This window comes from Streptococcus sp. HMSC078H12 (assembly GCF_001814615.1).
In the GTDB taxonomy this organism is placed as follows: Bacteria; Bacillota; Bacilli; order Lactobacillales; family Streptococcaceae; genus Streptococcus; species Streptococcus salivarius_F.
This window is the reverse complement of the sequence record NZ_KV817320.1, coordinates 27,532-53,647: the sequence shown is the minus strand read 5'-3', so window position 1 is coordinate 53,647 and position 26,116 is coordinate 27,532. Positions and strand designations below refer to the sequence as shown.

20 protein-coding genes and 1 pseudogene are annotated in these 26,116 nt (G+C 41.7%); 1 reads left to right on the top strand and 20 read right to left on the bottom strand.

Annotated features, from left to right (window positions below):
• Positions 1-2: 2 nt before the first annotated feature.
• From rsmH to HMPREF2979_RS04565, 10 genes and pseudogenes are all read right to left on the bottom strand, one after another.
• Positions 3-953, bottom strand: coding sequence for a 16S rRNA (cytosine(1402)-N(4))-methyltransferase RsmH (gene rsmH / locus HMPREF2979_RS04610; protein WP_002888254.1), 951 nt, complete (start codon positions 951-953; stop codon positions 3-5).
• A 113-nt stretch (positions 954-1,066) separates the two neighbouring features.
• A complete protein-coding gene (locus HMPREF2979_RS04605) occupies positions 1,067-2,119 on the bottom strand; it encodes a hypothetical protein (protein ID WP_070655374.1) in 1,053 nt (350 codons plus the stop codon).
• A gap of 30 nt (positions 2,120-2,149) precedes the next feature.
• Positions 2,150-2,605: a Wzz/FepE/Etk N-terminal domain-containing protein gene (locus HMPREF2979_RS04600; RefSeq protein ID WP_070655372.1), complete on the bottom strand. Its 456-nt coding sequence runs from the start codon at positions 2,603-2,605 to the stop codon at positions 2,150-2,152.
• Positions 2,606-2,755: 150 nt separating this feature from the next.
• Complete coding sequence (locus tag HMPREF2979_RS04595) at positions 2,756-3,145, bottom strand: DUF805 domain-containing protein (RefSeq protein WP_070655370.1); 390 nt, start codon at positions 3,143-3,145, stop codon at positions 2,756-2,758.
• A 100-nt stretch (positions 3,146-3,245) separates the two neighbouring features.
• Positions 3,246-3,644, bottom strand: a complete 399-nt coding sequence (locus tag HMPREF2979_RS04590; protein WP_070655367.1) for a DUF805 domain-containing protein — start codon at positions 3,642-3,644, stop codon at positions 3,246-3,248.
• Between the two features lie 96 nt (positions 3,645-3,740).
• Positions 3,741-4,135 (bottom strand): annotated as a pseudogene (locus tag HMPREF2979_RS04585) (DUF805 domain-containing protein).
• Between the two features lie 94 nt (positions 4,136-4,229).
• Entirely contained in the window at positions 4,230-5,480 is a 1,251-nt protein-coding gene (locus HMPREF2979_RS04580; protein ID WP_070655365.1) for a glutamate-5-semialdehyde dehydrogenase, read from the bottom strand.
• Between the two features lies 1 nt (position 5,481).
• The gene (gene proB / locus HMPREF2979_RS04575; RefSeq protein WP_004183407.1) at positions 5,482-6,285 is read right to left on the bottom strand and encodes a glutamate 5-kinase; all 804 of its coding nucleotides are present in this window, start codon (positions 6,283-6,285) and stop codon (positions 5,482-5,484) included.
• Positions 6,286-6,404: 119 nt separating this feature from the next.
• Positions 6,405-7,994 (bottom strand): ABC transporter permease, encoded by a 1,590-nt coding sequence (locus HMPREF2979_RS04570; protein WP_070655363.1) that lies wholly within the window; start codon positions 7,992-7,994, stop codon positions 6,405-6,407.
• 2 nt (positions 7,995-7,996) lie between these two features.
• Positions 7,997-8,728, bottom strand: a complete 732-nt coding sequence (locus HMPREF2979_RS04565; RefSeq protein WP_064523928.1) for an ABC transporter ATP-binding protein — start codon at positions 8,726-8,728, stop codon at positions 7,997-7,999.
• A 273-nt stretch (positions 8,729-9,001) separates the two neighbouring features.
• Between HMPREF2979_RS04565 and HMPREF2979_RS04560 the strand changes: the two genes are divergently transcribed.
• Positions 9,002-9,733 (top strand): DUF554 domain-containing protein, encoded by a 732-nt coding sequence (locus HMPREF2979_RS04560; RefSeq protein ID WP_070655361.1) that lies wholly within the window; start codon positions 9,002-9,004, stop codon positions 9,731-9,733.
• Positions 9,734-10,084: 351 nt separating this feature from the next.
• Here HMPREF2979_RS04560 and addA read toward each other — a convergent pair whose 3' ends face one another.
• From addA to HMPREF2979_RS04510, 10 genes are all read right to left on the bottom strand, one after another.
• On the bottom strand, positions 10,085-13,738 hold the full coding sequence (gene addA, locus HMPREF2979_RS04555; protein WP_070655359.1) for a helicase-exonuclease AddAB subunit AddA: 3,654 nt from the start codon (positions 13,736-13,738) through the stop codon (positions 10,085-10,087).
• The gene (gene rexB, locus HMPREF2979_RS04550) at positions 13,728-17,048 is read right to left on the bottom strand and encodes an ATP-dependent nuclease subunit B (protein ID WP_070655357.1); all 3,321 of its coding nucleotides are present in this window, start codon (positions 17,046-17,048) and stop codon (positions 13,728-13,730) included. The genes addA and rexB overlap by 11 nt, the downstream gene beginning before the upstream one ends.
• 250 nt (positions 17,049-17,298) lie before the next feature.
• Positions 17,299-18,672: a GHKL domain-containing protein gene (locus HMPREF2979_RS04545; RefSeq protein ID WP_070655355.1), complete on the bottom strand. Its 1,374-nt coding sequence runs from the start codon at positions 18,670-18,672 to the stop codon at positions 17,299-17,301.
• 33 nt (positions 18,673-18,705) lie between these two features.
• Positions 18,706-20,016, bottom strand: a complete 1,311-nt coding sequence (locus HMPREF2979_RS04540; RefSeq protein ID WP_070655353.1) for an ATP-binding protein — start codon at positions 20,014-20,016, stop codon at positions 18,706-18,708.
• A gap of 281 nt (positions 20,017-20,297) precedes the next feature.
• Positions 20,298-22,040 carry a DUF6287 domain-containing protein gene (locus tag HMPREF2979_RS04535; protein WP_070655352.1) on the bottom strand — a complete coding sequence of 581 codons (1,743 nt, stop codon included), beginning with the start codon at positions 22,038-22,040 and terminating at the stop codon, positions 20,298-20,300.
• Positions 22,041-22,049: 9 nt separating this feature from the next.
• Positions 22,050-22,310, bottom strand: coding sequence for a hypothetical protein (locus HMPREF2979_RS04530; RefSeq protein WP_002891774.1), 261 nt, complete (start codon positions 22,308-22,310; stop codon positions 22,050-22,052).
• Positions 22,311-23,126 carry an ABC transporter permease gene (locus tag HMPREF2979_RS04525; RefSeq protein ID WP_002891777.1) on the bottom strand — a complete coding sequence of 272 codons (816 nt, stop codon included), beginning with the start codon at positions 23,124-23,126 and terminating at the stop codon, positions 22,311-22,313.
• Between the two features lie 8 nt (positions 23,127-23,134).
• On the bottom strand, positions 23,135-23,920 hold the full coding sequence (locus HMPREF2979_RS04520) for an ATP-binding cassette domain-containing protein (RefSeq protein ID WP_070655351.1): 786 nt from the start codon (positions 23,918-23,920) through the stop codon (positions 23,135-23,137).
• A 9-nt stretch (positions 23,921-23,929) separates the two neighbouring features.
• Positions 23,930-24,442, bottom strand: a complete 513-nt coding sequence (locus tag HMPREF2979_RS04515; RefSeq protein ID WP_070655349.1) for a hypothetical protein — start codon at positions 24,440-24,442, stop codon at positions 23,930-23,932.
• Positions 24,439-26,037: an Hsp70 family protein gene (locus HMPREF2979_RS04510; RefSeq protein WP_037598455.1), complete on the bottom strand. Its 1,599-nt coding sequence runs from the start codon at positions 26,035-26,037 to the stop codon at positions 24,439-24,441. Before HMPREF2979_RS04510 ends, HMPREF2979_RS04515 begins: the two co-directional genes overlap by 4 nt.
• Between the last annotated feature and the right edge of the window lie 79 nt (positions 26,038-26,116).

The window sequence follows — 26,116 nt, the reverse complement described above, 5'->3', positions numbered from 1 at the left end:
AATTATTTCCTGATTTTTTTAGCCACACGCAATTTAGCAGAATGCGAGCGGTTATTAGCTTCTAATTCTTCCTGACTAGGTAGGATTGGCTTGCGATTAACTAAGGCTACCTTAGGTTGGAGGTCTTCAGGAATAAAGGGCAGTCCTTTAGGCACATCTACCGTACTGGCTTCCTTGAAAAGCTGTTTAGTCAATCGATCCTCCAAAGAATGGAAGGTAATGACCGAAATACGACCATCTACAGCAAGTAAATCCAAGGCCTCTTGAATAGACTCATCCGCAGCACCAAGCTCATCGTTCACTTCGATGCGAATAGCTTGGAAAATTTGCTTGGCTGGATGACCCTTCTTCTTCAATTCCTTAGCAGGCTTAGCTGATTTAATGATTTCCGCCAGTTCCGTCGTGGTCTCAATTGGTTTAACCTGACGAGCCTGTTCAATCTTACGTGCAATCTGTTTAGAGAACTTGTCCTCACCATACTTGAAGAAAATACGCACCAAATCGTTATAAGGATAGGTATTGACCACATCATAAGCGGTCAAGCTCGCCTCCTCATTCATGCGCATATCCAGCTTGGCATCCTGTTTATAGGAGAAACCACGCTCACGCTCATCCAACTGTGGGCTAGAGACACCCAAGTCATAGAGAATGCCATCAATTTCAGATACCCCCAAGGCTTCAAGATTGGACTTGAGATTACGGAAATTATCCTTGATGAAAGTCACCATACCCTTATCAATATAGTCCTTAAGACGCACTTGAGCATTATCAATAGCCTTTTGGTCCTGATCAAAGCAGTACAAATGACCCTTTTCAGATAATTGCGACAAAAGATAAGACGAATGTCCTGCGCCACCCAAGGTCGCATCAACATAGATGCCGTCGGGCTTGATATCAAGCATATCAACAGTTTCGTGTAAAAGAACGGTTACATGGTGAAATTCATTAGTCATAACTTTTATTATAGCACAAGAATGGAGAAATTGTCTCGTTCTGTAAGTTGACAGGATAGTAAAAAAGCCAGACCCAAGGCCTGACTCTTTAGTTCCTATATCATTTGATAAGATTAATCCACTCTGTAATAATAGTCTTCCTGAGATGGCATCCCATTCGTCGCTAGGATACGGTCTTTACTGTTATCCCCCGCATCACTTGCATCGCTAACGCCCTTAGGACAAAGCTGAATTGGAGTATTACCTGTTGGATTGGAATCAACATAAGTCAGACTATATATGCCAGACACATATTGATTGGATGAGACTTTGTCGATAGGGTAAGTAGAACCCCAGAGATTCAACTGTCCATCCGAAGTAATGGTAATAGTCTGTCCATTTGAAGATTTCCATGTCCCTACAGCCGATTTGTAGTTGCCGTTTTTGAGTTCATCAGGCTTGAGGGCTGTTGAACTTGTTTGTGTTTGCGACGATGTGCTAGAACTACTATTAGTAGAGGCACTGCTCAGATCCTTCCAATCCCAATTCGAAAGATCAGCCTTCTCTGCACCCGAATCACTGTCCTCTTTTACAAGAGACTGACCATCACTACTAAAGCGGTAGCCAGAACCTCCACCAGCCATAGCACCAGCACTACCATAGTAGCTAAAGGTATTATCCTTGAGGTAGGCCAAAGTCATGCGCTCACCCAACATGCCCAGTTGTGGACCTTCTGTTAGACGAATCACCTGACCACTATCCTTAGAGATAGTGTAAATATCCGTAATCACATGTTCTTTAAAGAGTCTACCTGGCTTAAAAGCAAGAACCAACTCATCAACACCATTACCATCCAAATCACGGTAAGTATAGACCGTTGAGGCAGGACTTGTTTGAGAATTAGCATAGTTCACAACAAGAAAATTAAGTGAGTCATCCGTTTGGTTGTTGGCCACGGCCGTTTGGTACTTACTAATGATGCTATCATAGGCAGAGGTATCTACCTTTTTCTCTTGACTAGAGTTTGAGCTAGTACTTGTGCTAGAGCTTTCACTACTACTTGATTGTGACTGTTCTACTGATGAAGATGAAGTCGTCGAAGTCAACCCATTTTGCTGGTTTGAACAAGCGGCTAATAGGACTAAACTAGATAATCCTGTTACTAATGCTAAAACTTTATTTTTCATTTCTAATCCTAAATTCCTTTTCTCTTACCCCTATTCTGTTGTCCCAGAGCTAACATCTGCGCTGTAGGCAGGTGCTGTATAGCTTGAAGACTCACTATGTGACTCTGTATAAGTTGTTGGTGGCACATAGTTATATTGGGGCGCTTGATAAGTCTCTTGTGCTGAAGATGGTGTTGGCGTTGACGCTACCGCAGGAGTTGAGCTTGCTTCTGTCTGACTAGCTGCTTCTACCGTTGAGCTTGCTGACGACGATTCACTTGAAGACTCACTTGAGGTTGAAGAAGATGACGAAGAGCTAGAGCTCGATGATTTGGATGAGGCCTTAGGTTTGCTAGACGATGACTGCTTAGTACCAACCTTGACTTGGACCTTAGCATGATTGTGTGCAGGTTGCAAAAAGACAATTGCCAAAGCCAAAAGAATAGCCGGTAGAGTAAATGCCAAAATAAGGTAACGTTTTTCTTTTAATTGACGAAGTAGTTTCATAGAGTATTCACATTTCTTAAATATATTTTTAGTATCGATTAGTCTCAGATAAGATTATATCAGAAATATTAAAATGTGCAACATTAACATAAAACTTTTTTGGCATCAAAAAACCAACTCAAAGAGTTGGTTGATTATCATTATTATTGATTATTGTGGATTATTGAAGTTATTGAAAGGCTCATCTACTTTTGTTGGTTGACATAGTAGAAAAATTAAGATAAAAATACCGACAAATGGAATTAAAGGAATAAAAATATATAGCCAATTATAGCCAGCATCACGCAAACGACGAACAGTTATAGCAATACCAGGTAAAACCGTAGCAACACCATAGGCAAAAAAGATAAGTAGGAAAATAACTTCATTAGTAAGTAAAGATAATTCATCTACCGCCATTCTTTGAAACACTGCTAGGAGCAAATAAGAAGCAAAGAAAATCAATACATGTGCCGAATATGCAAACCAGTAATCTGAAGGTGTTGAACGGCCCGTAAAATCATCATAGCCCTTCCAAAATTTTTTGTAGGCTTCAATCATAATAAAATCCCCCCTTTTTATGTTGCTCTCAGTATAACAAGAGAAGAGGAGCTTGAGAAATCAATTAAAAAAACAGCCTAGCCAGGCTGTTAAGTCATTATTATTGTTGTGGATTATTGAAGTTGTTGAATGGGTATTCCACTTTAGTTGGTTTACACAACAAAACAATGAAGATAATAGGACCTACAAGTGGGATAAATACAACAAAAATATACGGCCAATTGTAGCCAGCATCACGTAAACGTCGAACTGTTACAGCAATACCAGGTAAACACGCAGCAATACCATAGGCAAAAAAGATAAGTAGGAGGATAAATGAAATAACGGTTAAAAAGGTTGATTCTGTTACACCTGCAAGTCCTCCAAATATTGCTAGCAACACATAAAAAGCAATGACAGTTAACATATTTGCCAAATACGCAAACCAATAATCTGAACGTGTTGAACGGCCTTCAAAATCTACATAGCCCTTCCAAAACTTCTTATAAGCTTCGATCATAATAAAATCTCCTCATTTTTGATACTTCTACTATACCAAAAGACCAATCTTCTGGCAAATCGACTAAGGAACAGCCTATAAGGCTGCTAAGCACTTTTATTGCTGTGGGTTATTGAAATTATTAAATGGGTATTCCACTTTAGTTGGCTGACAGAACAAAATTAAAAGTACAATCCCACCTATCACAAAGGCAAAACGTAAAAAAAAATCAAAGCCCAGTGATAGCCTGCATCACGCAAGCGACGAACTTGAAGAGCAATAGATGGGATAAAACTAGCAGGAAAATAGGTCATTACAAGCAGATACAGTATGTTGAGAATAACATGGTAAGGACTATCGGGACTATCAAAAACAATTACAACTATAAGTATGCTAAATAAAATGATAGTTACTATAGTATTTGCTAGAACTGCCAACCAATAATCTGAGCGGCTTGAACGTCCCGTAAAATCGAAATAGCCCATCCAATACTTCTTATAAGCTTTAAACATGGCAAAATCTCCTCATCCTTGATACTACCAGTATATCAGAAGACCTGTCGTCTAGCAAACCAACTAAAAAAGCTCCTTCATGGAGCTTTATGGGTTATTCTCTAATTTGTCCTTGTCCGTTAATATAGAACTTGGTTGACGTTAGGGCCTCCAGTCCCATTGGACCACGGGCGTGCATTTTTTGGGTTGAGATTCCGATTTCAGCACCCAGTCCAAAGACGAATCCATCTGTAAAGCGGGTTGAGGCATTAACATAGACAGCTGCAGCGTCAACATCATCTTGGAATTGCTCCGCACGACTGATATCCTGAGTCACAATAGCCTCTGAATGCGATGTCGTGTAAGTATTAATCCATTTAATAGCCTCATCAAGGCTATCTACCACTTTAACAGACATAATATAGTCAAGAAACTCTGTCGCAAAATCTTCTGGTGAAGCGGGTACGGATTTTTCCATAAGTTTCAAAGCCTTTTCATCCGCACGGAACTCAACAGCCTGAACTTTTGAAATAGCTTTTTCCAAGTTAGGCAAGAAGTCTTCCGCAATATCAGCATGAACAACGAGAGATTCTGCAGCATTACAAACACTTGGTCGTTGGGTTTTGGCATTGATGACAATCTGTGTCGCCATATCTAAGTTAGCATATTTATCCACATAAATATGACAGTTACCAACACCCGTTTCAATGACTGGAACTTTGGCTTTTTCTTTAACCGTTTGAATGAGACGGGCTCCGCCACGAGGGATGAGCAAGTCTACATACTTAGTCGCCGCCATAAGTTCTTCTGCTACCTCATGAGAGGTATCTTCAACCAGCTGAACGGCATCTGCTGTGATACCCGCATTTTCCAAAGCCTTACGAGCTACTGTAACCAAGGCCTTGTTGGAATTGATGGCATCACGTCCTCCACGAAGAATAATGGCATTATTGGTTTTAAAGGCAAGGCTAAAGGCATCGATTGAGACATTGGGACGGCTCTCAAAAATCATAGCGATAACACCCATAGGAACACGCTTTTGAATGATTTTGAGACCATCCAGATTCGTATAGCCACGAACTACTTGACCGATTGGGTCCTGAAGATCTGCCACCTGACGGACACCCTCAGCAATCCCTGCGATACGGTCTTCCGTTAAGAGCAAGCGATCTTGCATAATCTCTGAAATACCATTTTCCTTGGCATTGGCCATATCCTTAGCATTTTCAGCGATAATATAGGCACTCTCAGCTACTAGAGCTTTAGCTACCTGATTTAGAAGGTCATTTTTAGCTGCTGTTGATAATTTAGCAATCTGACGACCTGCCACCTTGGCCTGTTGGCCTAGTGTATCGATATATGTCATCTTAGTCCTCCTGTTTAAAGAGTGTACCAATCTTGGCTCCTTCTAGGACACGAAGGATGTCACGTGGATTTTCACCATTCATCAAAACCATTTGGCTATGATTTTCAAAAACCATCTGGGCGGATTTAATCTTACTCATCATACCACCTGTACCAAATTTACTACCGGCACCACCAGCTGAGGCCAGAATTTCCTCAGTAATCTCTGGAACATAGCTACGAAGGGTCGCATCCTCATAAACATTTGGGTTCTTATCAAAGAGCCCATCAATATCTGACAGCATGATGAGTAGGTCTGCACCAACAATCTTAGCAACAATAGCAGACAAGCGGTCATTGTCCCCAAATTTAGTCGCATGATCCATTTCATCTACGCTGACAGCGTCATTCTCATTAACAACTGGGACAACCCCAAGCTCGAAGAGGCTCTCAAAAGCATTGATGGCATTGGCCAAACTCTCGGGATACTCAACCACATCACGCGTCAAAAGCAACTGAGATACCTTGGTCTGGTAATGTGAAAAGACCTGAGAATATAGGCTCATCATAGCCACCTGTCCTACACTTGAGACAGCCTGTTGCTTACCGACTTCAGCCGGTCGCTTGTCTAGGTCTAGGACATTGAGACCAAAGCCCATGGCACCAGAGGATACGAGGACAACCTCAATTCCTTTATTATGCAAGCTAGAAATAACAAAAGCTAATTGATCGATTTTTTCAAGATTAATTTTCCCTGATGGCAAAACCAGAGAGCTAGTCCCGATTTTGATAACCAGGCGTTTTACTGAGTCAAAATTTCGTTTCATGTTTATGATTATACACTAAATTCAGGTATTTTAACATATATAATGCATAAGTTTACATATTAAGGATTTTCATTAAAAAAGAATCCCTCCAATCGGAGAGACTCTTTAAACAGTTTGTTCTAGGCAAAAAACATGGCTCTAATACGTTTCCAACGTCTGCGATCAACAAAGAGATAAACGATTAGGACAACTAAAGCTATAAGCCCAGATACTATAGCATTGACTACTAAGGCAATCCAGAACTTACTTGCAAAGAAAACAATACCTCCTAGCAAGGCAGCGATGAAAATTGTAAGAATAAAGATACCCATATAGAGCCACTGTCCGCCACCTCGATTGAAGAGCTGGGTAACTTCCTGCCAATTCACTTCCAACAATTTAAGGTCACGTTCAAAGTAATAACCACCTACAAGATAGGTTGTTACGAGAAAACCAAGAGTGAAACTTGCTACCAAAATCAGATGGAGATGTGCAAGGAAGATTAAACCAAGTCCTCCTAGTAAGAGGGATACACCGACTTGCAAGGCATAGAAAAGCCAGAACTTTTGACGAAGATAGTCACCCGTATTGATTGGCAGGCTACGAATAAAGTCAAAGTTTGTCCCCTCTAAGGATGTTGCTACACCAAGAAAACTTGTTGGTTGAGCTGAAAAGAAACCAAAGGCAATTCCGACCAAAAGCAGGAGTCCGAAATAGTCTGGGCCCAGATCTTTCAAAAATACCGCACCCCCACCTAACATGATCATATATAAGACCGGCACCACATAGGTATTGATAATGAGGGTTGAATTCCCCAAAGTAGATAAATGATGGCGGATCAAGACCTGTCTTTGGCTTCGAGTAACAGCTTTGGCCTGAGGCTTTCTAGCCTTTTGGTTATAAATGGCTTCGTGGAAATAACGAGGCATTCTGACCTTATAAAACCAAAAGCCCAAGATAAGCACTACAACAAGAGGAAGATAGAAATTTAGCAGAGCCTCTGGAGATAGAGGGGCAGCTACAACATCATAGTAACCTCTTAGATAAGGCAACAAGGGAAAATCGATATGTCCAGACCCCTTAATATAACCATTAAGAAAGCCAACCATCATGATAGGGAACATAATCAATAGGGTTGACAGGGTCATCAAAATGGTTGAATAGAGTTTTTTATGAGAACTGCGAACAATCAGCGTTCCAATACTATTAGACAGAATCACTGAAAAAACGAGATTGATAAAGAGAGAAACGATAAAGGTCAGAAGCCCAACGACTATCCCCAATGGGCCAATAAATTGCCAGTAAGCTAGGATAAGAAGACTAAGGATAGGCACCATGAAGGTCATGCCAACCATAGAGCCTGACAAGGTCTTGGCCAAAAAAACTTCCGCTGGCTTCAAGGGAAGAGGCAGATAAGCCTTGCTATCCTTACTGTCATAAAAGGTACTATAGAGAGCCGTGAAGGTCTGGAGAAGCCCCATGATTGAAAAAGTCAAGAGATATAGGGTTAAGACTCCAGGATTGGCCTTATAATCGACACCTACAAAAAGATAGCTATAAACAACCGTAAAAACAACTAGAATCAAGAGTTGTTGTCTAAGCATGGCATTAACGATGGAGAAATTGGCTTTTTTCTTTTTCTCCTGACGTTTCTGTAGGTTAGTTACTGCTTGAGGATTAGCATAGAGGAGATTGATTTTAAAAAGCTCCCAAACATGGTTCCAGTTCATGACTATACCTCCTCAATCTTACGTCCAGCCATTTCCAGATAAATAGTTTCCAAATCCTTGTCAGGGTACTGAGACTTCAGTTCAGCTAGAGACCCTTGGAAGATAAGTTTCCCTTTCTTCAAAATAGCAATCCGATTACAGAGCTGCTCAGCTACACTTAAAACGTGGGTTGAGAAAAGGACACTATTACCTTCCTTGGCATGATGACGCATGGCTTCCTTCAAATCATAAGACGCCTGTGGATCCAGACCAGTCAGAGGCTCATCCAAAACCCAAATCTGTGGATTAACCAAAAGGGCACCGATGACAACAACTTTCTGACGCATACCATGAGAGAAGGAAGAAATGAGGTTATAACGACTCTCCGTTAGGTCAAAGGTAGCCATGAGATTAGTCAAACGTTCCTCGACTTGACTAGCTTCCAAATCATAGATACGTGTCAAGAAGTACCAATAGTCATTGGCAGTCAAATTTAGGAATAGGTCCGGTGAATCTGGCACATAAGCGATTTTTTTCTTGATGGCATCACGATGTTGACTGAGGGCCATATCATCAACGTAAACTTCACCGTAGCTAGCTTCAATGATAGACGTCAAAATAGAAATGGTCGTGGTCTTACCAGCTCCATTGTGACCGATTAGACCAAAAATCTCACCATCTCGAATCTCGAGGTTAAGATCTGAGAGAGCATCTTTATCTTCATAACGTTTCGTTACGTGTTCAAAACGAATCATCTTTTATCCTTTCTTGAGAATCTATTTAACAATAGTCTCATTTTACACTTTATATTAAATTATAAATTAGAATTATTGCTATGTTTTTCATGAACAATACTCTAATAATGCCGACAATAGGTTTAGATAAGGCTATTTCGTTACCTTCTCATTTATTGTATCATTTCAAAGGTACAATTTCAAGAAAACGTTTGTAAAAACGAGACAATTTTGCATTCGGTCTTTGATAATGCTAAACTTATAGTATTTAGAATAATAGGAGGAAAATCACTGGTGCCAACTGGAATTATCATCAACTCGCTATCTATTATCTTAGGAGGAATCGCTGGAGGACTCTTTGGGGATTATCTCAGAGACGATTTCAAGGACAATCTTAACCTTATCTTTGGCCTAGCCTCTATGGTTATGGGAATTAGTGCTATTATGAATATGGTTAATATGCCTGCAGTTATCTTCGCGGTGGTTATTGGTACCATCATTGGACTGGCCCTAAAGTTTGGAAACCTCATCAACAAGGGAGCTGGACTTATGGAAAAAGGCTTGTCCAAGATTACACCAAGCAAACAAACAGGGTTAGCTCACGATGAGTTTTATGCACAGCTCTTGACAGTTATCGTCCTTTTTTGTGCGAGTGGTACAGGAATTTACGGTAGCCTTGAGTCTGGGATGACAGGCGATTCCTCCATCTTGATTTCCAAATCTATCCTAGATTTCTTTACAGCCATGATTTTCTCTTGTAGTCTAGGCTACATCGTCTCCATGATTGCCATTCCACAATTTATCGTTTTCTTCCTCCTCTTTGTGAGTGCTGGTTTCATTCTTCCTCTAACAACAAAAGCCATGATTGGAGACTTTAAGGCTTGTGGGGGCTTCCTCATGATTGCGACTGGTTTTCGTATTATGAAACTGCGTCAATTCCCAACAGCAGACATGATTCCAGCCATGATTCTGGTTATGCCTATTTCCTGGGCCTGGGTCAATTGGGTGGTTCCTTTGATTAGTTGATATTAGAATTAAAATAAACAAATACCGTCAGTCTAATGCTGGCGGTTTTTGTCTCTATTTATTGGTGTTATGGATTCTAATTATTAAAAACTAGTAATGTTTGTGGTGTTTAATTCTAATTTTTCTAACCTTGTTTAGACTAAGATGAGTTTGTTATAATAACCCTTGTAGGCTTAAGCAACCTACAAGATACTTTTTTTCATAACTATTTCCATCCTCTAATATTTTAACGAACTTACAATACTGATGGAAATCTATCGAAAAGACTGGTGTGTGCACACCGGTCTTTTTTGGTGGAATTGAAAGACAAAAAACCACTCTTTCACTCTGAAAGAATGGTTATGCTATAGCTTATACTTCTACGACTTCCAAGTTTTTTCCACCTAGGAGAATAAGGTATTTATCAATCTTATCTATTTGATAGGCTTGGCTGAGTGCTTTAGCATAGAGGCTCATTTGCCCTTTGTAGCGTTCCTTAAGCTCACTAGGTTGAGTGAAGCGGTCTGTCTTATAGTCAAAGAGGACAATACGATCTTCAAGAAGTAGGTAGCCATCGATGATACCACGGACGACAAAGTCCTCCTTACTAGTTGGATCTTCTGCCAACATAGCAAACGGTGCTTCGCGACGCAACTTATCACGGTTAGCTAGAATGAGCTTTCCAAGTTCGGTGTCAAAAAAGCCTAGTAGCTTTTCTAACTGCACACGCGCCTTGACTTGATTATCTGCCGATACTCGACTCAAGGCCTGTGTCAAATCTTGAAGAGCCACCTTGTCAGAAAGAATCAAACGTTGCATGAGTTCATGGGTGGCTGAACCAACTACAGCTCCAGTGACCTTGGTTTTTTGCCCAAAATCTGGAAGCTCAAAGCTAGTGGATGTCTCAAGAGGTTGCACCTCCTCTTTCTTGTCCATAATATCCACCCCTTCGGTATCCATGACAGGTTCGTAGAAGGCTTTGAGCTGGCTGGGCGTACGCACAGATGGCAGGTCAATCGCTGGTGCATAAAGTTGGTTGAGTTTTTCAACACTTTCTAAGACCGTTAGGGCACGCTTAATGTCTTCCGTCTGGCGATTGTTAGATAGATCATCAGCATCTACTGCCGCTTGAACTTCAACCTGACCAATAGCCTCTGGAGTCAACTCCTCAGCCTCAACAAAGCGAACAGTAAACTTGAGATCCTTTCTCATAAAGGCAGTATCCAAAGCCATAACCCAATCCTGATAAGTAGCGATTTGGTCACGTAGAGCTACTGGTAGGCGATTATTTTCAACATCCGTGCCAAATTGCTGGGTCAATTTCTCCTTACTGCCCTTACCAACTAGGTAGAGTTTTTTCTCTGCACGGGTCATTGCAACATAGAGCAGACGCATCTCTTCTGAGATACTTGCTCGACGCTCTTCCCTACGATTTTCTTGGAAGGTTAAGGTCTCGAGAACAACATTTAACTTAGGCAAATTAGTGTTTACCTGGTCTTTGAGATCAGCTAGATACTTAATGCCAAGTCCTTTTTCACGGTTGATAATATACTTACCACTTAGGCCATCCTTGCTGTGACCAATGAACTTGCGATTCATCTGCAAGACAAAGACATACTTGAACTCTAGTCCCTTGGACTTGTGAATGGTCATGAGGCTAACAGCATTTTTGGGAACCAAGTCTGTCACTTCCTCTAGGTCGTTACCGCTAGAAATGATTTTATCAATCATACCAATAAAACGAGAAAGTCCCTTAAAGCCAGTCTTTTCATAGGCATTGGCACGCAAGGCAAGGGCGTAGAGATTGGCCTGACGTTGCTCAGCTCGTGGAAGACTGCCAACATAATCATAATAGAAGCGATCGTCGTAAATCTTCCAGATGAGGTCATAGAGCGAGTGCCACTTACTGTAATCACGCCAATCTGCCAGAGTCTCAATGAAGAGAGTCAACTTGGCCTCAAGTCCTTTCGTCACGACTTCTGGATGAAGTCCTGATTTAGTATGAGCTGCAAGAAGCTTGTCATAGAATTGTCCTTTATCAGCCTGAACAGCGATACGAGCCAGCTCATCCTCGTTGAAGTTAAACATAGGTGAACGAAGGAGGGCAACCAAGGCGTAGTCATTGAGAGGATTATTGATGGCACGAAGGGTGTCCAACATAATCATAACTTCTAGTGACTCTAGGTAGCTTGACTTGTACTCGTCAGGAACCAAGGGAATTCCGTGCTCCTCGAAATTTGCCATCAAGTCCAGATAGGTGTTACGGGTTGGTGCTAGAAGGGTAATGTCCTCAAAACGGACACCCTGCTCGTGAAGTTTGATGATTTCTTTAATAACCAAGGAAATCTCGCCACTACTGATAGGTTGATCAGCACCTTCCTCGTCAGGAGTCACACTAGCTTCATCACTATTGTAAATCAGAACTTCTGTCTCATTTTCAGGATGGGGTTCTTTTTGCTTATCGCTACCCGCTAACAGTATGTGAGTCTTGTCATAGAGGATGTCCCCGATTTCCTGGTCCATGAGGTGGCTGAAAACACCATTAGTCGCATCAAGAACTTCAGATTGACTACGGAAGTTCTCTTTAAGAAGAATCAACTTACCTGCATCTGGATTTTCAAGGAAGAGCTGGAACTTGCCATTAAAAATCTGAGGGTCTGCCTGACGGAAACGATAGATGGATTGTTTGATATCTCCCACTATGAATCGGTTGTGGCCGTTAGATAGGAGTTCCAACATACGTTCTTGGGTATGGCTATTATCCTGATACTCGTCTACCATCACTTCATGGTAACGGTCACGGTAGCTGGCTGCCACCTCTGGATTTTCCTCCAAAATACGGATGGCAAAATGGGCAATATCCGAGAATTCAAAAGCATTTTCCTGAATCTTGGCCTGTAAATACTGGTCCGAAAAATCAAGTACAAAGGCCTGAAGCAACTCCAACAGAGGTAGGATGTCATCATTATGCTTGGTCAAAACCTCGAGGACCGTTAGCTGGGTATCAACCTCTCGCAACTGGGCCACAAACTCATTTTTGGTCTTGTTGTAAGCTTCCTTGTAGGCCTTGAGTTCCTCGTCTTTAGGACGGGTCATATTGGTCAAACCAGTACCTCCTGACAAAGTCAAGAGTTGTTTGAGCAAGTCCTCCATATCCGTTTGGTCATTGGCCAAGGCTCCTTCAAGAAGGCTAATGGCATCTGACACATTATTCAGATACTTGGCCTTGGCAAACTCACGCTGAGCTAGACCTAGATGGTCTCTTAAGAAGTCTAAGAAATCAGCCAACAAGCCATCTTTGAGACCCTCTAAAAGCTCAGCTTTAGCCTTTTCTGGATTGGCCTCTACCTGCCCTTTTAAAAGATTTTGACGTAGCCATTTTTCAGGACCCGCAGTAGCCTGAGAAAAGTTATAGACATCGTAAACTAAATCACGAAAGGCCTTACTAGTCTTGCCATTTCCTGCGAAGTTGCGGACCAATTTTTGGAAAAGTTGGGCATCTTTCCCTTGCATGTAATCGTTGAAAAGATCGGCATAAACCTCATTTTTCATAAGTGTCTGCTCGGCAGGATCTGTCATAATGCGGAAAATAGGTGACACACCCAGGAGATAGCCATACTGATTGACCAATTTCTGGGTGAAGGCATCCATAGTTCCAATATCAGCCGTTCCAATCTTGGCAATCTGATCTGAAAGAAAGGCACGCTCTTCATCTGTCTCTACCTGTCCCAGCTGCTCTGTCAGACGTTTTTCCAGACGCTCTTTTAACTCACCTGCGGCCTTTACCGTAAAGGTTGAGATAAAGAGTTGGTCAATGCCAACACCACGTCCAATCATATCAAGGATACGCTCAACCATGACAAAGGTTTTTCCTGATCCCGCCGAAGCTGACACAAGAATATTACTACCATTACTGTAAATGGCCTCAATCTGCTCAGGTGTTAACTTGCGTTCCTTGTCAGAAGCTGCTTCTTGGGCAATGCGTTCCTTAATCTCTGTTGGACTTAAAAAAGCTTTAGTCAACATGGTTGTCCTCCTGGTCTTTTTTGTCTGCTGTCACAGCTTGATCAGTGACTAGAAAGGGGACGATTTTTTCAGCAACTTGCATCTCATTATAGTCCTCATCTTTTGCCATCAGCTCCAAATAAGCTTCCTTCTTGCCCTTACTTGGTAAACGCAGGAGCTTTCGAGCCTGTCCCATGTGGCGGTCGGCCTCAAAATGAGTAATTGCCTTGATTTGATCCCCTTGAACAGACTTGCCATCCTCGGTATAAGGATTAACCGCAAAATTCCCGCTTCGAATAACTTCAGCAGCACTTGTAAAGAGCTTGATATTGTAGTCTAGCAAGTTTTCTAGGTCCTCCTTGTCATAGGTGACAGTCTTTTGTAAATCATAGTTTCCACCAGCCAGATGCTCTGTTTCTGAAGCCACAAAAAGTCCCTTATAGGTCAATTCCTTATGAGCCTGAGCTGCTAGCTTATCCAGACCAAACTGAGCTAAGCTAAGCTGTGGGTCCTGCATGTGAAGATACATGGCACCAAAAAGCTGATCAGCATCAACCTTATAGGTCTGGCGGAGGGCTTCTAGATAGGTTACCAACTGCGGACTGAGGCCATTGTAGAATTTCTGAATGTCAAAGACATTTTTACCTGATTTGTAGTCAACGACACCCAGAGCCCCATCCGTTAAACGGTCCACACGGTCAATAATCCCTGTAATCTTGATGCTATTTGCTAAAAGCAAATCAAACTTGGCTTCCTCACGCTCAACCTTAACAGCCGCATTATCACGCAAAACACTGGCAGTTGAACGAGCGATATCTTCCAAAATCTGACGAGACAGGCGACTCTCTTGGTCCTCTGTATAGAGAAGTTCAAAGGGTTGTTCCTGATTGGTCTGAGCAATAGCCTTTTCCAATTTATCATCGAAGTTTTCTGACGAAGAATCACCCATGACACGCTCAAAGACACGGTGCAAGTAAGTCCCATGGTGTCGAGCATCTGGATGAATGGACTCCAACTCTTCAAGCCCCAAAACATAACGCAAGAAATAAAGATATTGGTTGTTATAGAAGGTCGTCAGAGCCGAGGCTGATAATTTCAGTGGTTCTTCCCCCGGAAAGACTAGCTGCATGACTTGATCATCCACCTTGGTTGTCGTCACATCGTCAATCACATTTGGAATCAAGACTTGGTCCTTATCAAGTCGCTTACGGAGATAACGCACAGCAACTAACCAGAAAGTCTGCGTTTCCTTATCCAAATCAGCATCTAGATGACTGCTGTTAAGGGCAATGACAGTTGATAGAAGGTCCTTGTAGTTCCCAATCTGGTCCCCCTTAGCCTCAAAACGATTACGTCCCTTTTCAACCAAAGAAAGTCCAAGGTCAAGCAGCTCTTTCAAATAAACCGACATGTCATCTTGAGTCTCATTGAGAATTTGTGGCTGACTAAGCACCAATTGTTCACTAGCCGCATTAAAAAGTGACATAGCTACAAAATGCCCCCGCTGACTATTGCTCTGCGTAACAATATCCAAACTCCTGTGTTCATCCGTCGCCTCATTGATACGACTACGTTCCTCATCAGACAGGAGACTCTTATTTTGACCTACTTTTGGAAAATGTGACTGGGTCATCCCCAAGGCAAAAACATAAGGAGCAGAATGTGGTTGAATCAAATCGTATTTCTTCACATTGACCACATCGACAGTGGCTGGGACCGTACGGTAATCACAGGCCAACATTCCTGAACGCAAAATGGACAAAAAGTCGTCCACTGACAGTGTTTCTTCCCCAAAAATAGTCTCAACCTGCTCCAAGAGTTGTGTGAAAGCCTTCCAGACCTGTTCGTTCTGTTCTTTTTCCGCCTCACTGGCCTTGGCAGTCAAACTAGCCATTTGGCTTGGCACTTGCACAACCTCTAAAAAGACCACTAGTTTCTTGAGTAGACTAGAACCCTTTTGTTTGCGACTATTAAGCAACTTGTCCAAGGGCTCTACCAGTTGTGAGCGCAAGGCATTAAGCTGGTCTAAATCATACTTATCACGACTATTGGCCGTAAAATCAGACAAGAACTTGTGACGCCCCTTGATGTCTGCAAAATTGACATAATACTCAAAAAGATCTAAATCCTCTTGAGCAAAACCGCCATAGAGACCGGATTTTACGAGATTAAGCAAATCCTCGGCACGATAATTATAGCGCTTGATACGTTCCAGCGAATCCACAAACTGTACCAAAGGATGGCTAGACATGGTTTCTTCCTTACCGAAATAATAGGGAATATCAAATTTTCGGAAAATCTGCCCCACCTGAAGCTTATAACTCTCCTCATCACCAAGTAAGACCAAAATATCCTTATAGCGCTTGCCATCTGCCAGCAACTGACGAATACTCTTGGCAACCTGAGCCACCTCTTCCTTTTGGTTGACCACTTCCCAGACCTGCAAGGCTTGCTTGTCCTGAGCAGTCAGCTGCTCATCCATCGTACTAAAATCATGACGGCTCTCCAAAAGACGACTAATGCGCGCAAAAGAAGAATTGCCCTCTTTGTCTGTCGTCACATAGTCGGGTGTCACCTTATAGGTCTGAGCCAAAGTTCTCAAAAAATCCACTGAGGCCTGATAAACATTGCCATAAACAAAGTTAGCCCTATAAGCTTTTTGACTGGCATAAGTCCCAATGACAATCTGGTGGCACTTATCATTCAAGAGGGCAACTAGGGCCTCCTCCTCGGCAGAGAAACGCGTAAAGCCATCAATGACCAAAACCGTGTCACTCAGGGCCTTATCCAGATGGCCTGAGGTAATTTCCTTGAAGAAGGCACTGAGTTTTGATTGATTATCAAAATCTCCTGCCAACAAGAGATACTGAGCCGCACTGAAAATCCTGAGCAAATCCTCTTGTTTTTCAACCTGATCCAAATGCTGCAAATCCAGAACCGTCATATTAGCCTGCTGCAACTCTTTATAAAGGTCTACCAATTGATTAATAAAGTTACTATCCTTGCGCAAACGGCCATAAACCTTGAGCTCATCATCGCCCATATGCGACAACACCTTGTAAAAAATCATTGCCAGACCAGTATCATCCAGCTGAGTCTTTGGGTTGCTCGTATTGAGAATAAAATATCTCGCCATCTGAGTAAAACGAGTCACCGTAATCTCAAAGGATGCTGACTGAGGCAGGTATTCCAAGACCTTACGCTCCTTCTCAAATGACAGGGCATTAGGGGCAATATAAAAGACCCTCTTTCCCTTTTGAGCATAGCTGGTTGCCTGCTCCGTCAGAATTTCTGTTAAATCCTGAGACATATCCGTATAAAGTAATTTCATAAGACGTCCCTTTCTTATCTCTACACCAGTCGTTAGACTAAGTAAGAATTGCCATTCACTTAGTGCTAACAACCACTAATCCTTGCTATTATAACACAGAATGAAGCAACAATCAGACTCCTCCCTCGCCCCTTTCTCCTCCGATGTACTAAGTTTCACACATAAGCACAAGCTCAACATCAAAGAGCCCTCCTTTATGGACCTGTACCTAAAAAAAAAAAGCCAAATCCTCTGATTTAGCTCTACATCTTTATTTAAAAATCAATTCCTGTTTGAAGAGGTAATCACCACTGCTTGTAATCAAATTGGCATCACTATACTTCCTAAGAATATCCTTGGCTGAGTGGAGGTTAAGACCTGAGGTCTTCTTCTGGTTTTCTTCCTGCATAATGGCATCAAGGTCAACTTTTTCTTCTCGCGTCCTATTTTCCATGACGAAATGGTAACTTCCATCCTTATCATGTCGATGGAAACTAAAATTGATTTGACTGGCAGGTACCTGCTTACTCTCATCAATCGCATTACTAAAGAAAATAGACACCAGCAAGGTCAAGTCAACCACATTCATGGTAAACCCTGAAATCTCCTCAGGAATATCACAAGTCACTGGAATATTACTACGTTTAGCCTCCATCATACGAGCCGAAAGAAGACTACGTAAGGGGAGGGACTGAATATTTTCCAGCTTAGGATTATCAACGACACGGAAACGCTCAAACTCCTTGGCACTCTCTCTAAGGACATTCTGGTACACCTGTTCAGCAAGAGCCTCTTCCTGGTCACGTACTTCCTCTGAAAATTGTTCCACAACCGTCTGATAAGACTGTCTGTATTGTAACAACTCATTGTAGAGAAGATCAATCTTTTGGTTGGCCTTGGTCAAACTATTCAAATGCCTCTTTTCCTCCATGGCCAAACTCTCTTCCAAATACTGCCGAGACAGTTGATTAAGATGGGCAATTAGGAAAATGAAAGCCACTGCAGACAAGAGAACCCAGAGCATCCGAAATCTCAATTCCACCTCTGAAGAATAGCCGAGGAACCAACTGTCTAAATTCACACTGAGATAGATTCCCAATAAATAAATGGCCATTGCTATAGCAACTCTTCTAGAAATCTGGAGGTTCTGGAAAGAGTCATCGCTATAGACCTTCCAACGCTTCAAATCCAAGCCCAAGAAACGATCAAATACAAAATAAAGTGGCAAAATCAAACCGTAAGATAAGAGATAGAAAAGAGCATTTGACCCTACCTCAGCGACAGGGAGATTCAAGAGAAGGGGAATAAAGAAGAGTCCCAATAAACGATAAAGTAAATCTGACGTCACCACTGGAAACAAGGTATGAAAAGCATACTGGGTCACCGACAAGGTCTTCCCTTTAGCAAGAAAGGCCAAAATCATCAGGATAAAGACATCAAAAACCATAATCATGTTAGTAATATTATACTGAATGACTACATCTAACAGGGCTAAGGTCAAGAAGACCGTCCAGGAGATACGAATGTCTGTCATTCGTTTGAAAATGGCACAATTTATCGTCAGAGTTAAAATAAGCTGAATGGCTAGAAAGGCATCTGTATCATAGAGATTTAAAAAATTTATTCCCAAAAACGATTCAAACATCGAATCTCCTTTCTATATTTTTTTTACAAGTCTTTAGTATTCAAATTGCTGTCTATAGATGAACTTATCATTCTTAAAGCTAAGTTTAGACTGAGGGTAACGCTCCATAATATCTTCGAGCTGCTCATTGATTGATAAGTGACTCTCATACGCCTCGTGGGGCGCCTTGGCACTATCTTGCGAAAGGGTTGTCTCTACAGAGAGGACCTGGACCTCACCTCTTTGGTAATAAGACATACGAACTAAACTATTTTCTTGACCATGAGCTCTCAACAAGGCATTGTCCAAGAAGGTCGTTAGAACAGCTGATAAATCCACCACATCGATATGAACTGGGGATATAGGGTCTGGAACCTCCATGATAAAATCAACGCCAACAGCATGAAACTCCATATACTTACTCTCAATGACGGAACGTAACAATTGAGAAAGCAGGTTAGAAATATCTGGCATAACCTTGCTGAAGGGAACCTCTTCATCAGATAGGTTCTGAGTGTCTCCCTCTTGACTAGTAGCCAGAACGGTTTTAGCCTTCTTAGGTACGACTACCTTAGGCACTCCATCACGGTATAGCTCCTGATAAAGATGGAGGATATGCCTACTAGATTCCTGTAAGCTCTGGAAATGACGCTCCTGCTCCTCTTTCAACTCCAGAAAAAGTTCATCCTTAATCCACTGGTTAGCATAGGAAACAACAATGAAGAAGGCTCCTGTTGCTAATAGAACGATCAACTTGGCATAATTGTTAACCACTTCCACAGGCCAGATACTAGCAAAGTAAGGCATGAAATCATTTAGAAGCCCGTATGAAAGAAAGGCAAAGCTAACCCCAATAACAATAGGGGTGAAGTGAATGCGTAAGCGCTCCTTTTCCTCGACCTGCAAATATTCATAACCAATAAAACGGTGAACCAAAAGGTAAAGAGGATAGGTAACTACCACACATATAAACTCCGTTAAAGATTCTGGAATACGGCTCATCAAGTCGGCTCCCAAAAGTAAAGGAAAGACGATTAATGACAAGCCTCGTATAATGATATTGGTTGTCCCCCAGGCATAAAAACTATTAAATACCGGCTCTATCCATGGCAAGTCTGGACGTTTGTAATAACTAAAACAAAATAAAATAAGAGGATTAAGTAAAAACTTGAATCCCATAGGAAGAAGGGGAGTCACAACAACTGACAAAAGACCACCTAATAAAAGTAGCCACCAAGAAATCTTGACCCTACCAGCTGCATGAAACATCAGATAATTGACAAAGAAAATCAAGAGCGTGTCTATAGATACCAGCCAATGAAAATCTTTAAAAACAGCAAGTAGCGATTCAATAATAGAAGTCATTCTTTTCCCCCTCTCCCTCTAATCTGATTTAAGAAACTTCCTCAAAAATCCCCTAGGAAGCCCTTTTTACAACACTACTCATTATATAGCTTTTTGTAAGTTTTCACAATAATTAATTTTCTAATAAAGTCTATAATACCTCTAAGAATCCATTTATTTATAGAAGATAGACTTACTATTAAATTAAAGTTACAAATGTAACATAAAAAAGTTGAGACAATTTTATCTCAACTTTTAGATTATAAAACTACTTTTTTGAGACTTACTTTTAAGCCTAAAGTCTAGTCAGCCTTGTAGTAGAATTGTTTGGCGTCAGATTGTGCATCCCCTGATTGGGTCACTAGGATACGGTCTTTAGTATTATCTGAAGCATCAGGATTATTTCCTGACACATTCGGTAATGTCGTACCTTTAGGGATGAAAAAGATTATTGCGCCATACATTCCTGTTCTTAGGCTCGCTCTCAGGTAGCCATTTTCAAGACTGGAATTAGCATTTTGAACCTCATAATCTGTTGGTGCAGTTACTTGATTCTTAGAAAATGTCAAACTACTACCATTCCCATTCTTCCAAGTACCTTCGAGGCTTTGGAAGTTATTATCCTTGATAGCATTAACATCCATGCCTGTTTGCTCGGTCTTGGTTTCCGTTTTTGATTCTGTCTTAGCTTCTGATGAGCTTGACGATGACTCTGATGACTGTGAAGAACTTGAAGATTCTGAGCTTTCAGACTTGTCAGCACTAGAGTAATGCTTGAGCAACTCTTGGTAAGCCTCTTGCATGTCATCTGGTGCTACCTTATAGGTCTGAACAGCCTTCTTATCGTAATTACCCTTCCAGTAGTTCGTCACATAATAAACGGTACCGTTGGAACCTAGAACGATTTGGTAAGAATCCTTATCTTGGTCAACCAAATCCTTATAGAGCTTGTTGTAGCCATTATAATTGCCACCAGTCTTGTCATCAGCTGAGAAGTCCTTAAAGAGGGCTTTTTGTTCAGCAGCATCGTCTTCATACATAGCATGTTTCTTATCCTTCAAGGTATAAAGACGGAAGGATGATGTCGGGCTATAGTCTGCGGTCTTACCACTATTGTCATTAATCCCTAAAGCAAAGGAATCAACCGTGTTTTTGTAGTCCTTAAAATCATAGTTTGAGACTTCCTTGCCATTGATGATACCACTCGGAACACCAGTAATATGTTCATAGCCATCCGCATTGATGAGATTAGCAAGGATGGTAATCGTTTGGCTGCTACCTTTTTCCTTAGGTGCCTTAAATGAAAGGAAGGTTGGACTACCATCATTGACCTTGGTAATACTGTCAAAGCTGCTTTGAACTAAAACAGCATCCTTGGCATAATCAGACTGATAAAGCCATTTCCCAAAGGCTTCCGTGATGGACTTAATGTCTTCAGTCGAATAGTCTGCAATATAAGTGGTTTCCTTATCACCATTGACATCAGTCTTAGTCTTGATATCTGCATTTGGCTTATTTGGATCGTTAGAAGACGATTCTGAGCTTGCATCGCTACCAGAGGATGAACTACTTGATTCCAAAATATCCTTAATAATGCTTTTAACTTGGCTACTTGAAGAACTAGACGAAGCCTCGCTAGACTCAACGACTTCAGAGCCTCCCTCAACCTGAGTATAGGTATCTGATTCAGTCATTTCAACCTTCGCATCTCCTCCAGGTACCATACTTGGTGTGATACGGATAGTACCGTCTGAGCTACCGTTAGTTCCAGGCAACTTAAAGCTCAAAGAACGGTCTTCGCCGGATTGGGCATTAGCCTGATAAGTATCCCCGGTCTCCGTATTTTTGACTTCGTATTTGTCTCCCTTGATCTTACGAACTTCAAAACGCACCTTGTTCCCGGTATTCTTATCGACAACGGTTGTGGCATAAACTCTTGAAGACGATGTAAAAGCCGTGCTCTGAGTGTATTTTCCAAGTACCATGAAGACCAAAAAGACAAGCAAGGCCAAACCGATAAACTTTTTATGTTTAAACTGTTTCATGAGGTCCTCCTAGATAAATAGATAGCCAACAACATAGCCAAAGAGGGCGATACAAATCAAGAGCAAAATTTCCAAAACTAAAAACCAGCTAAACTTGAGATCACCCAAACCAACCTTAGACAAAACTTGTCTGAATTTAGAATTTTTCTGTCTGCTCAAACCACTAGAAAGAGCAAAACCAGTCTTAGCAGCTTCGGCAACTTCCTTATCACTTGGCTTGCGACCATACTGCACTTGGAAGTCAATCAGCCATTCATCATATTGTTGCATTTATTTCTCCTTCTTCTGAAGTGTGACGAAAAAGAGTAGGGCATAAACGAGGCAATGAAGTACCAAAGCCCACCATTGGCCCCAGAATTCACCTGTAGACCCTTGAAAAGCCTCCAACTGGCTCTTAGGAACAGGGACCCTGTACTTAGCCAAGCTAGATGGCAAGTCTGACAAGTCACTAGAAATCCCAAAAAGCTTGTGCCCATAACCTAGATAGATAAATTTTTGTACCCAATCAATCGCTTTTGGCAAAGATAGGATAGTTCCTGACAATGAAAATTGCATGATTCCCACAACAACTGCTAGGATAACAGAGGTAATCTCAGATTTGCCAACCAAGGCTGAGATAAAAAGGGCAATGAAATGCGAAGCCAAGAAAACCAGAAGCACTGTAATCCCAACTTCCCAACGGTAGGAACCAAAAATATGACCAGCGTCTGGAAACTCCTTGTCAAAGAACTTACTAAAAACAGAGTAAGATAGGATAAAGACAATAGTTTCCAAAACGGCAAAGAAGGCGTGAATCCCCATACTAGCCAAGGCAAAGGCCGAACGACTCAAACCTGAGAAAAAGTCACGGTTGAGGACCGAGCGTTCCTTAGAAATATAAATACTGTTTTGAACCACAATCAAGAGACTGGTTGAAAAAAGCAAGAGAAAGAGGGTCATTCGAGTTGTTTCGAAATCTTTCAAAAATCCCTTGTCCTGAATATAGAGGATTAAGCCTTCGAAAGCGACAATGCCCAGAAGAACCTTCACAAAATCCATGTAGTGGTGTTTAAATTTATACCAACTTAATCGTAATGCTGCGTTCATAAGTCTCCCTAAATCTTGTAAATACGTGTTGAAGCATTGAGCTCTTGGTAGATATCTGCGATATTCATATCCATATATTTACGAATCATATAAGGATCGCTAGTCTTGTATTCCAAAAGCAACTCTTCATAAGTCCCTGCAAATGTCGGACGTCCCTTAGACAAGAAGATAATCTTGTCAAAAATAGCCAAATTTTCTGTGTTGTGGGTAATAACCACAATAGACTTGTTAGCTGATTTAGCCAAGATTTTCAAGGTACGTAAGAGATTACGATCACTAAGGGCATCCAAACCTGAAGATGGCTCATCAAGAATAAAGTAGGGACTAGGGCTAAGAAGCTCAATACCAATAGAGACACGGCGTTTTTGCCCACCAGAAAGCTCTGAGATCTTCTTATTAGCAAATTCCGTCAAGCCTAAATCATCCATGATGCCTGCAATGCGATGCTTTTTAGTCAGCTTACCACTCCCTTTCAGATGGTGGTCCGCATAAAAATCAAAGGTCTCAGATACCTTGAGGTACTCACGTAGGAGATTTTGTTGAGGTACATAGGACCAAGAGCGTGAACCCGCAGTCACAGGTTTGCCATTTTCTAAAATACGAAATTGTTGGCAAGTCGGTTTAAGCTGGCCAAGGAGAATCTCAGTTAAGGTTGTTTTCCCTGAACCAGAGGCACCCAAGATACCGACAACTTGGCCAGTCTCCATAGTAACATCCAAATCTGTAAAGAGCTGGTTATCATTTCCCTTATATTTGAAACAGATATGTTCAAATGTTAATTGATTGGTTTCCATTAATATCTCCTAAGACATAAGTAACATCAAAGCCACAATTAGAATGGCTCCGATAATAAGAACGATGACATTGATATTGAAAAAGAGAATCAAGCTTAGTAGAATCACAAAGGCGAAGGCCGCAAAGAGGTAATTTTTAAGAGATGACTCTTTAGTCTGAGTCACCGCAACAGGTTCAAAAGGGATTTCCTTTTTACCTGTTACATTGCTAGTATCAGTGGTCGTCCCCTTTTCAGCTTCCAATGCCTTTCTCTGAGCCTGTCTGAGTTTTCGGTCGTATTGTAACTTCTCATGGTCTGAGAAAAAGATTGAGCGAATCGTGTAGAGCTCACTACGCAAACGCTCTCCCTCTTTATCCAAGGTACCATTTGTCCAGAGCTCCTCCAGCTCTTCACGTAAAAAGGAAAGTGCCACGAAACAATCTTGAGCCGACATCTCTGGAGAGATACGGTTACTGACCTCTCTTAAATAAGATACTTCCTGTCCTGTCTCTGTATCAATTGCTTTGTAGTAGTCTATCATGAGATAAATTTAGCAAAAATAGCTTGAAGTTCTGACAAGTCTTCCTTAACCACTTCTTGGGTTTGGTTGACTTGTGCGTTGACTGAAAAGCGTGCCACAACAGTATTGCTTCGAGGATCAGACACTGTTACGGTAACAATTTGTTCTGAATCGAAGGCATAGGTGACTTGTGCCAAAAGCTCGCCTTTCTGACGAGGTTGTGGCACTTGTCCTTCCACTTGTCCCAAAATCTTCACAGCAAATGGATTTTCATAATTTCCTTCTGTGATACGAAGCTTGAACTTACTCTGTCCATCCACGACCGCAAAGAGATCCTTGGTCACTGCCAAAGGCAAGACCGAGTTACGTGGAACCACGACACTATTATAGTAGTCACCCACAAAGCTGTAGTTCTTGTTTGGATTTTTCTTGAAGAGCAGACCTATTCCCTGAGAGGTCACATCCTTGACAACTACTCTGTCTGTCTCAGTTGTCTTACCATCCTGGTGCTCAGAGAAGCTAACCTCGTTATTGACGATAAGGTCGGCCAAAATAGATGCCCCCTGTGCCACGATAGTGTCTGGATTAAGGTCAAACTTAGGTTCCAAACCACTCATCAAACGAATCATTTGACGAATCATTGGCATACGTGTTGAACCACCCACAAGCAGGATATGGTCGATTTCTTCCCATTTCAAGCCAGACGCTTGAAGGGTAGATTGTACCTTGATTTCAGTATCTTTGAGGAGGTCCAAGGTAATTTCATTGAAAATTGCTTGAGTAATCAAGACACCGTAACCTTGACCATTGACATAATGCTCATAGAGAGCTTGGTCATTCACAGATAGACTAGTCTTAATCTGCTCAGCCTTATATTGAAGTTGAATTTTTTCCTTCTCGGAAAGGTTAGTCATATTGACCCCTTGTTTTTCCAACTCCTGCATGATGTAGCCCACAAGACGCTTATCAAAGTCAATCCCACCAAGGCGTGAATTCCCGTCAGTCGCTAAAATATCATAGGCATGATCAGCCACGCGCATGATGGTAACATCAAAAGTTCCTCCACCAAGGTCAAAGACCAAGACATTTCCTTGGGCACTTTTAGTGTGGGCATAGGCAATGGCCGCAGCTGTAGGCTCATTGATAATACGCAAGACGTTAAATCCTGCGATACGACCAGCATTCTTCGTTGCCGCACGTTGATCTGACGTAAAGTAGGCAGGCACGGTGATGACAGCATCCTTGATACCGTCTGCTTGTCCCATCTCCTGACCAACGACATAGGCGCGTTTACGGAATTCGTTCAAAACCAAGGCCGAAAGAATAATAGAATTGACACGTGTGTGGTCTGGTGTATCACTAGCAATCGGACGCCCGATGTCACGTTTGAAGTCAAATTTAAAGTTTTCTGTACTTCCGATTTCTGTCCCACGCTCGATGGCTTCTTTACCAAAAGATACATGGTTTTGGCCACTAATATTTGAGAAGTAAACCGCTGAACGTAAGACCTGATCGTCATTCGTCCCCATCGGAATAATCTCTGGCACATCTTCACGAACAACAGCCATAACGGAATTCGTTGTCCCTAAATCAATACCAATCGCTTTTTTTCTCATAACAATTTCCCTTCTAGCCTCATTCCTCATTTTGAGTTTTCTTGACTATAGCTCCAAGCAGGCATCCGCTTAGATTGTC

What these genes read in the sequence shown, in the direction of transcription:
- rsmH (WP_002888254.1), bottom strand. Translation starts at nt 953, where the DNA reads ATGACTAATGAATTTCACCATGTAACCGTTCTTTTACACGAAACTGTT.
- HMPREF2979_RS04605 (WP_070655374.1), bottom strand. Translation starts at nt 2,119, where the DNA reads ATGAAAAATAAAGTTTTAGCATTAGTAACAGGATTATCTAGTTTAGTC.
- HMPREF2979_RS04600 (WP_070655372.1), bottom strand. Translation starts at nt 2,605, where the DNA reads ATGAAACTACTTCGTCAATTAAAAGAAAAACGTTACCTTATTTTGGCA.
- HMPREF2979_RS04595 (WP_070655370.1), bottom strand. Translation starts at nt 3,145, where the DNA reads ATGATTGAAGCCTACAAAAAATTTTGGAAGGGCTATGATGATTTTACG.
- HMPREF2979_RS04590 (WP_070655367.1), bottom strand. Translation starts at nt 3,644, where the DNA reads ATGATCGAAGCTTATAAGAAGTTTTGGAAGGGCTATGTAGATTTTGAA.
- HMPREF2979_RS04580 (WP_070655365.1), bottom strand. Translation starts at nt 5,480, where the DNA reads ATGACATATATCGATACACTAGGCCAACAGGCCAAGGTGGCAGGTCGT.
- proB (WP_004183407.1), bottom strand. Translation starts at nt 6,285, where the DNA reads ATGAAACGAAATTTTGACTCAGTAAAACGCCTGGTTATCAAAATCGGG.
- HMPREF2979_RS04570 (WP_070655363.1), bottom strand. Translation starts at nt 7,994, where the DNA reads ATGAACTGGAACCATGTTTGGGAGCTTTTTAAAATCAATCTCCTCTAT.
- HMPREF2979_RS04565 (WP_064523928.1), bottom strand. Translation starts at nt 8,728, where the DNA reads ATGATTCGTTTTGAACACGTAACGAAACGTTATGAAGATAAAGATGCT.
- addA (WP_070655359.1), bottom strand. Translation starts at nt 13,738, where the DNA reads ATGTTGACTAAAGCTTTTTTAAGTCCAACAGAGATTAAGGAACGCATT.
- rexB (WP_070655357.1), bottom strand. Translation starts at nt 17,048, where the DNA reads ATGAAATTACTTTATACGGATATGTCTCAGGATTTAACAGAAATTCTG.
- HMPREF2979_RS04545 (WP_070655355.1), bottom strand. Translation starts at nt 18,672, where the DNA reads ATGTTTGAATCGTTTTTGGGAATAAATTTTTTAAATCTCTATGATACA.
- HMPREF2979_RS04540 (WP_070655353.1), bottom strand. Translation starts at nt 20,016, where the DNA reads ATGACTTCTATTATTGAATCGCTACTTGCTGTTTTTAAAGATTTTCAT.
- HMPREF2979_RS04535 (WP_070655352.1), bottom strand. Translation starts at nt 22,040, where the DNA reads ATGAAACAGTTTAAACATAAAAAGTTTATCGGTTTGGCCTTGCTTGTC.
- HMPREF2979_RS04530 (WP_002891774.1), bottom strand. Translation starts at nt 22,310, where the DNA reads ATGCAACAATATGATGAATGGCTGATTGACTTCCAAGTGCAGTATGGT.
- HMPREF2979_RS04525 (WP_002891777.1), bottom strand. Translation starts at nt 23,126, where the DNA reads ATGAACGCAGCATTACGATTAAGTTGGTATAAATTTAAACACCACTAC.
- HMPREF2979_RS04520 (WP_070655351.1), bottom strand. Translation starts at nt 23,920, where the DNA reads ATGGAAACCAATCAATTAACATTTGAACATATCTGTTTCAAATATAAG.
- HMPREF2979_RS04515 (WP_070655349.1), bottom strand. Translation starts at nt 24,442, where the DNA reads ATGATAGACTACTACAAAGCAATTGATACAGAGACAGGACAGGAAGTA.
- HMPREF2979_RS04510 (WP_037598455.1), bottom strand. Translation starts at nt 26,037, where the DNA reads ATGAGAAAAAAAGCGATTGGTATTGATTTAGGGACAACGAATTCCGTT.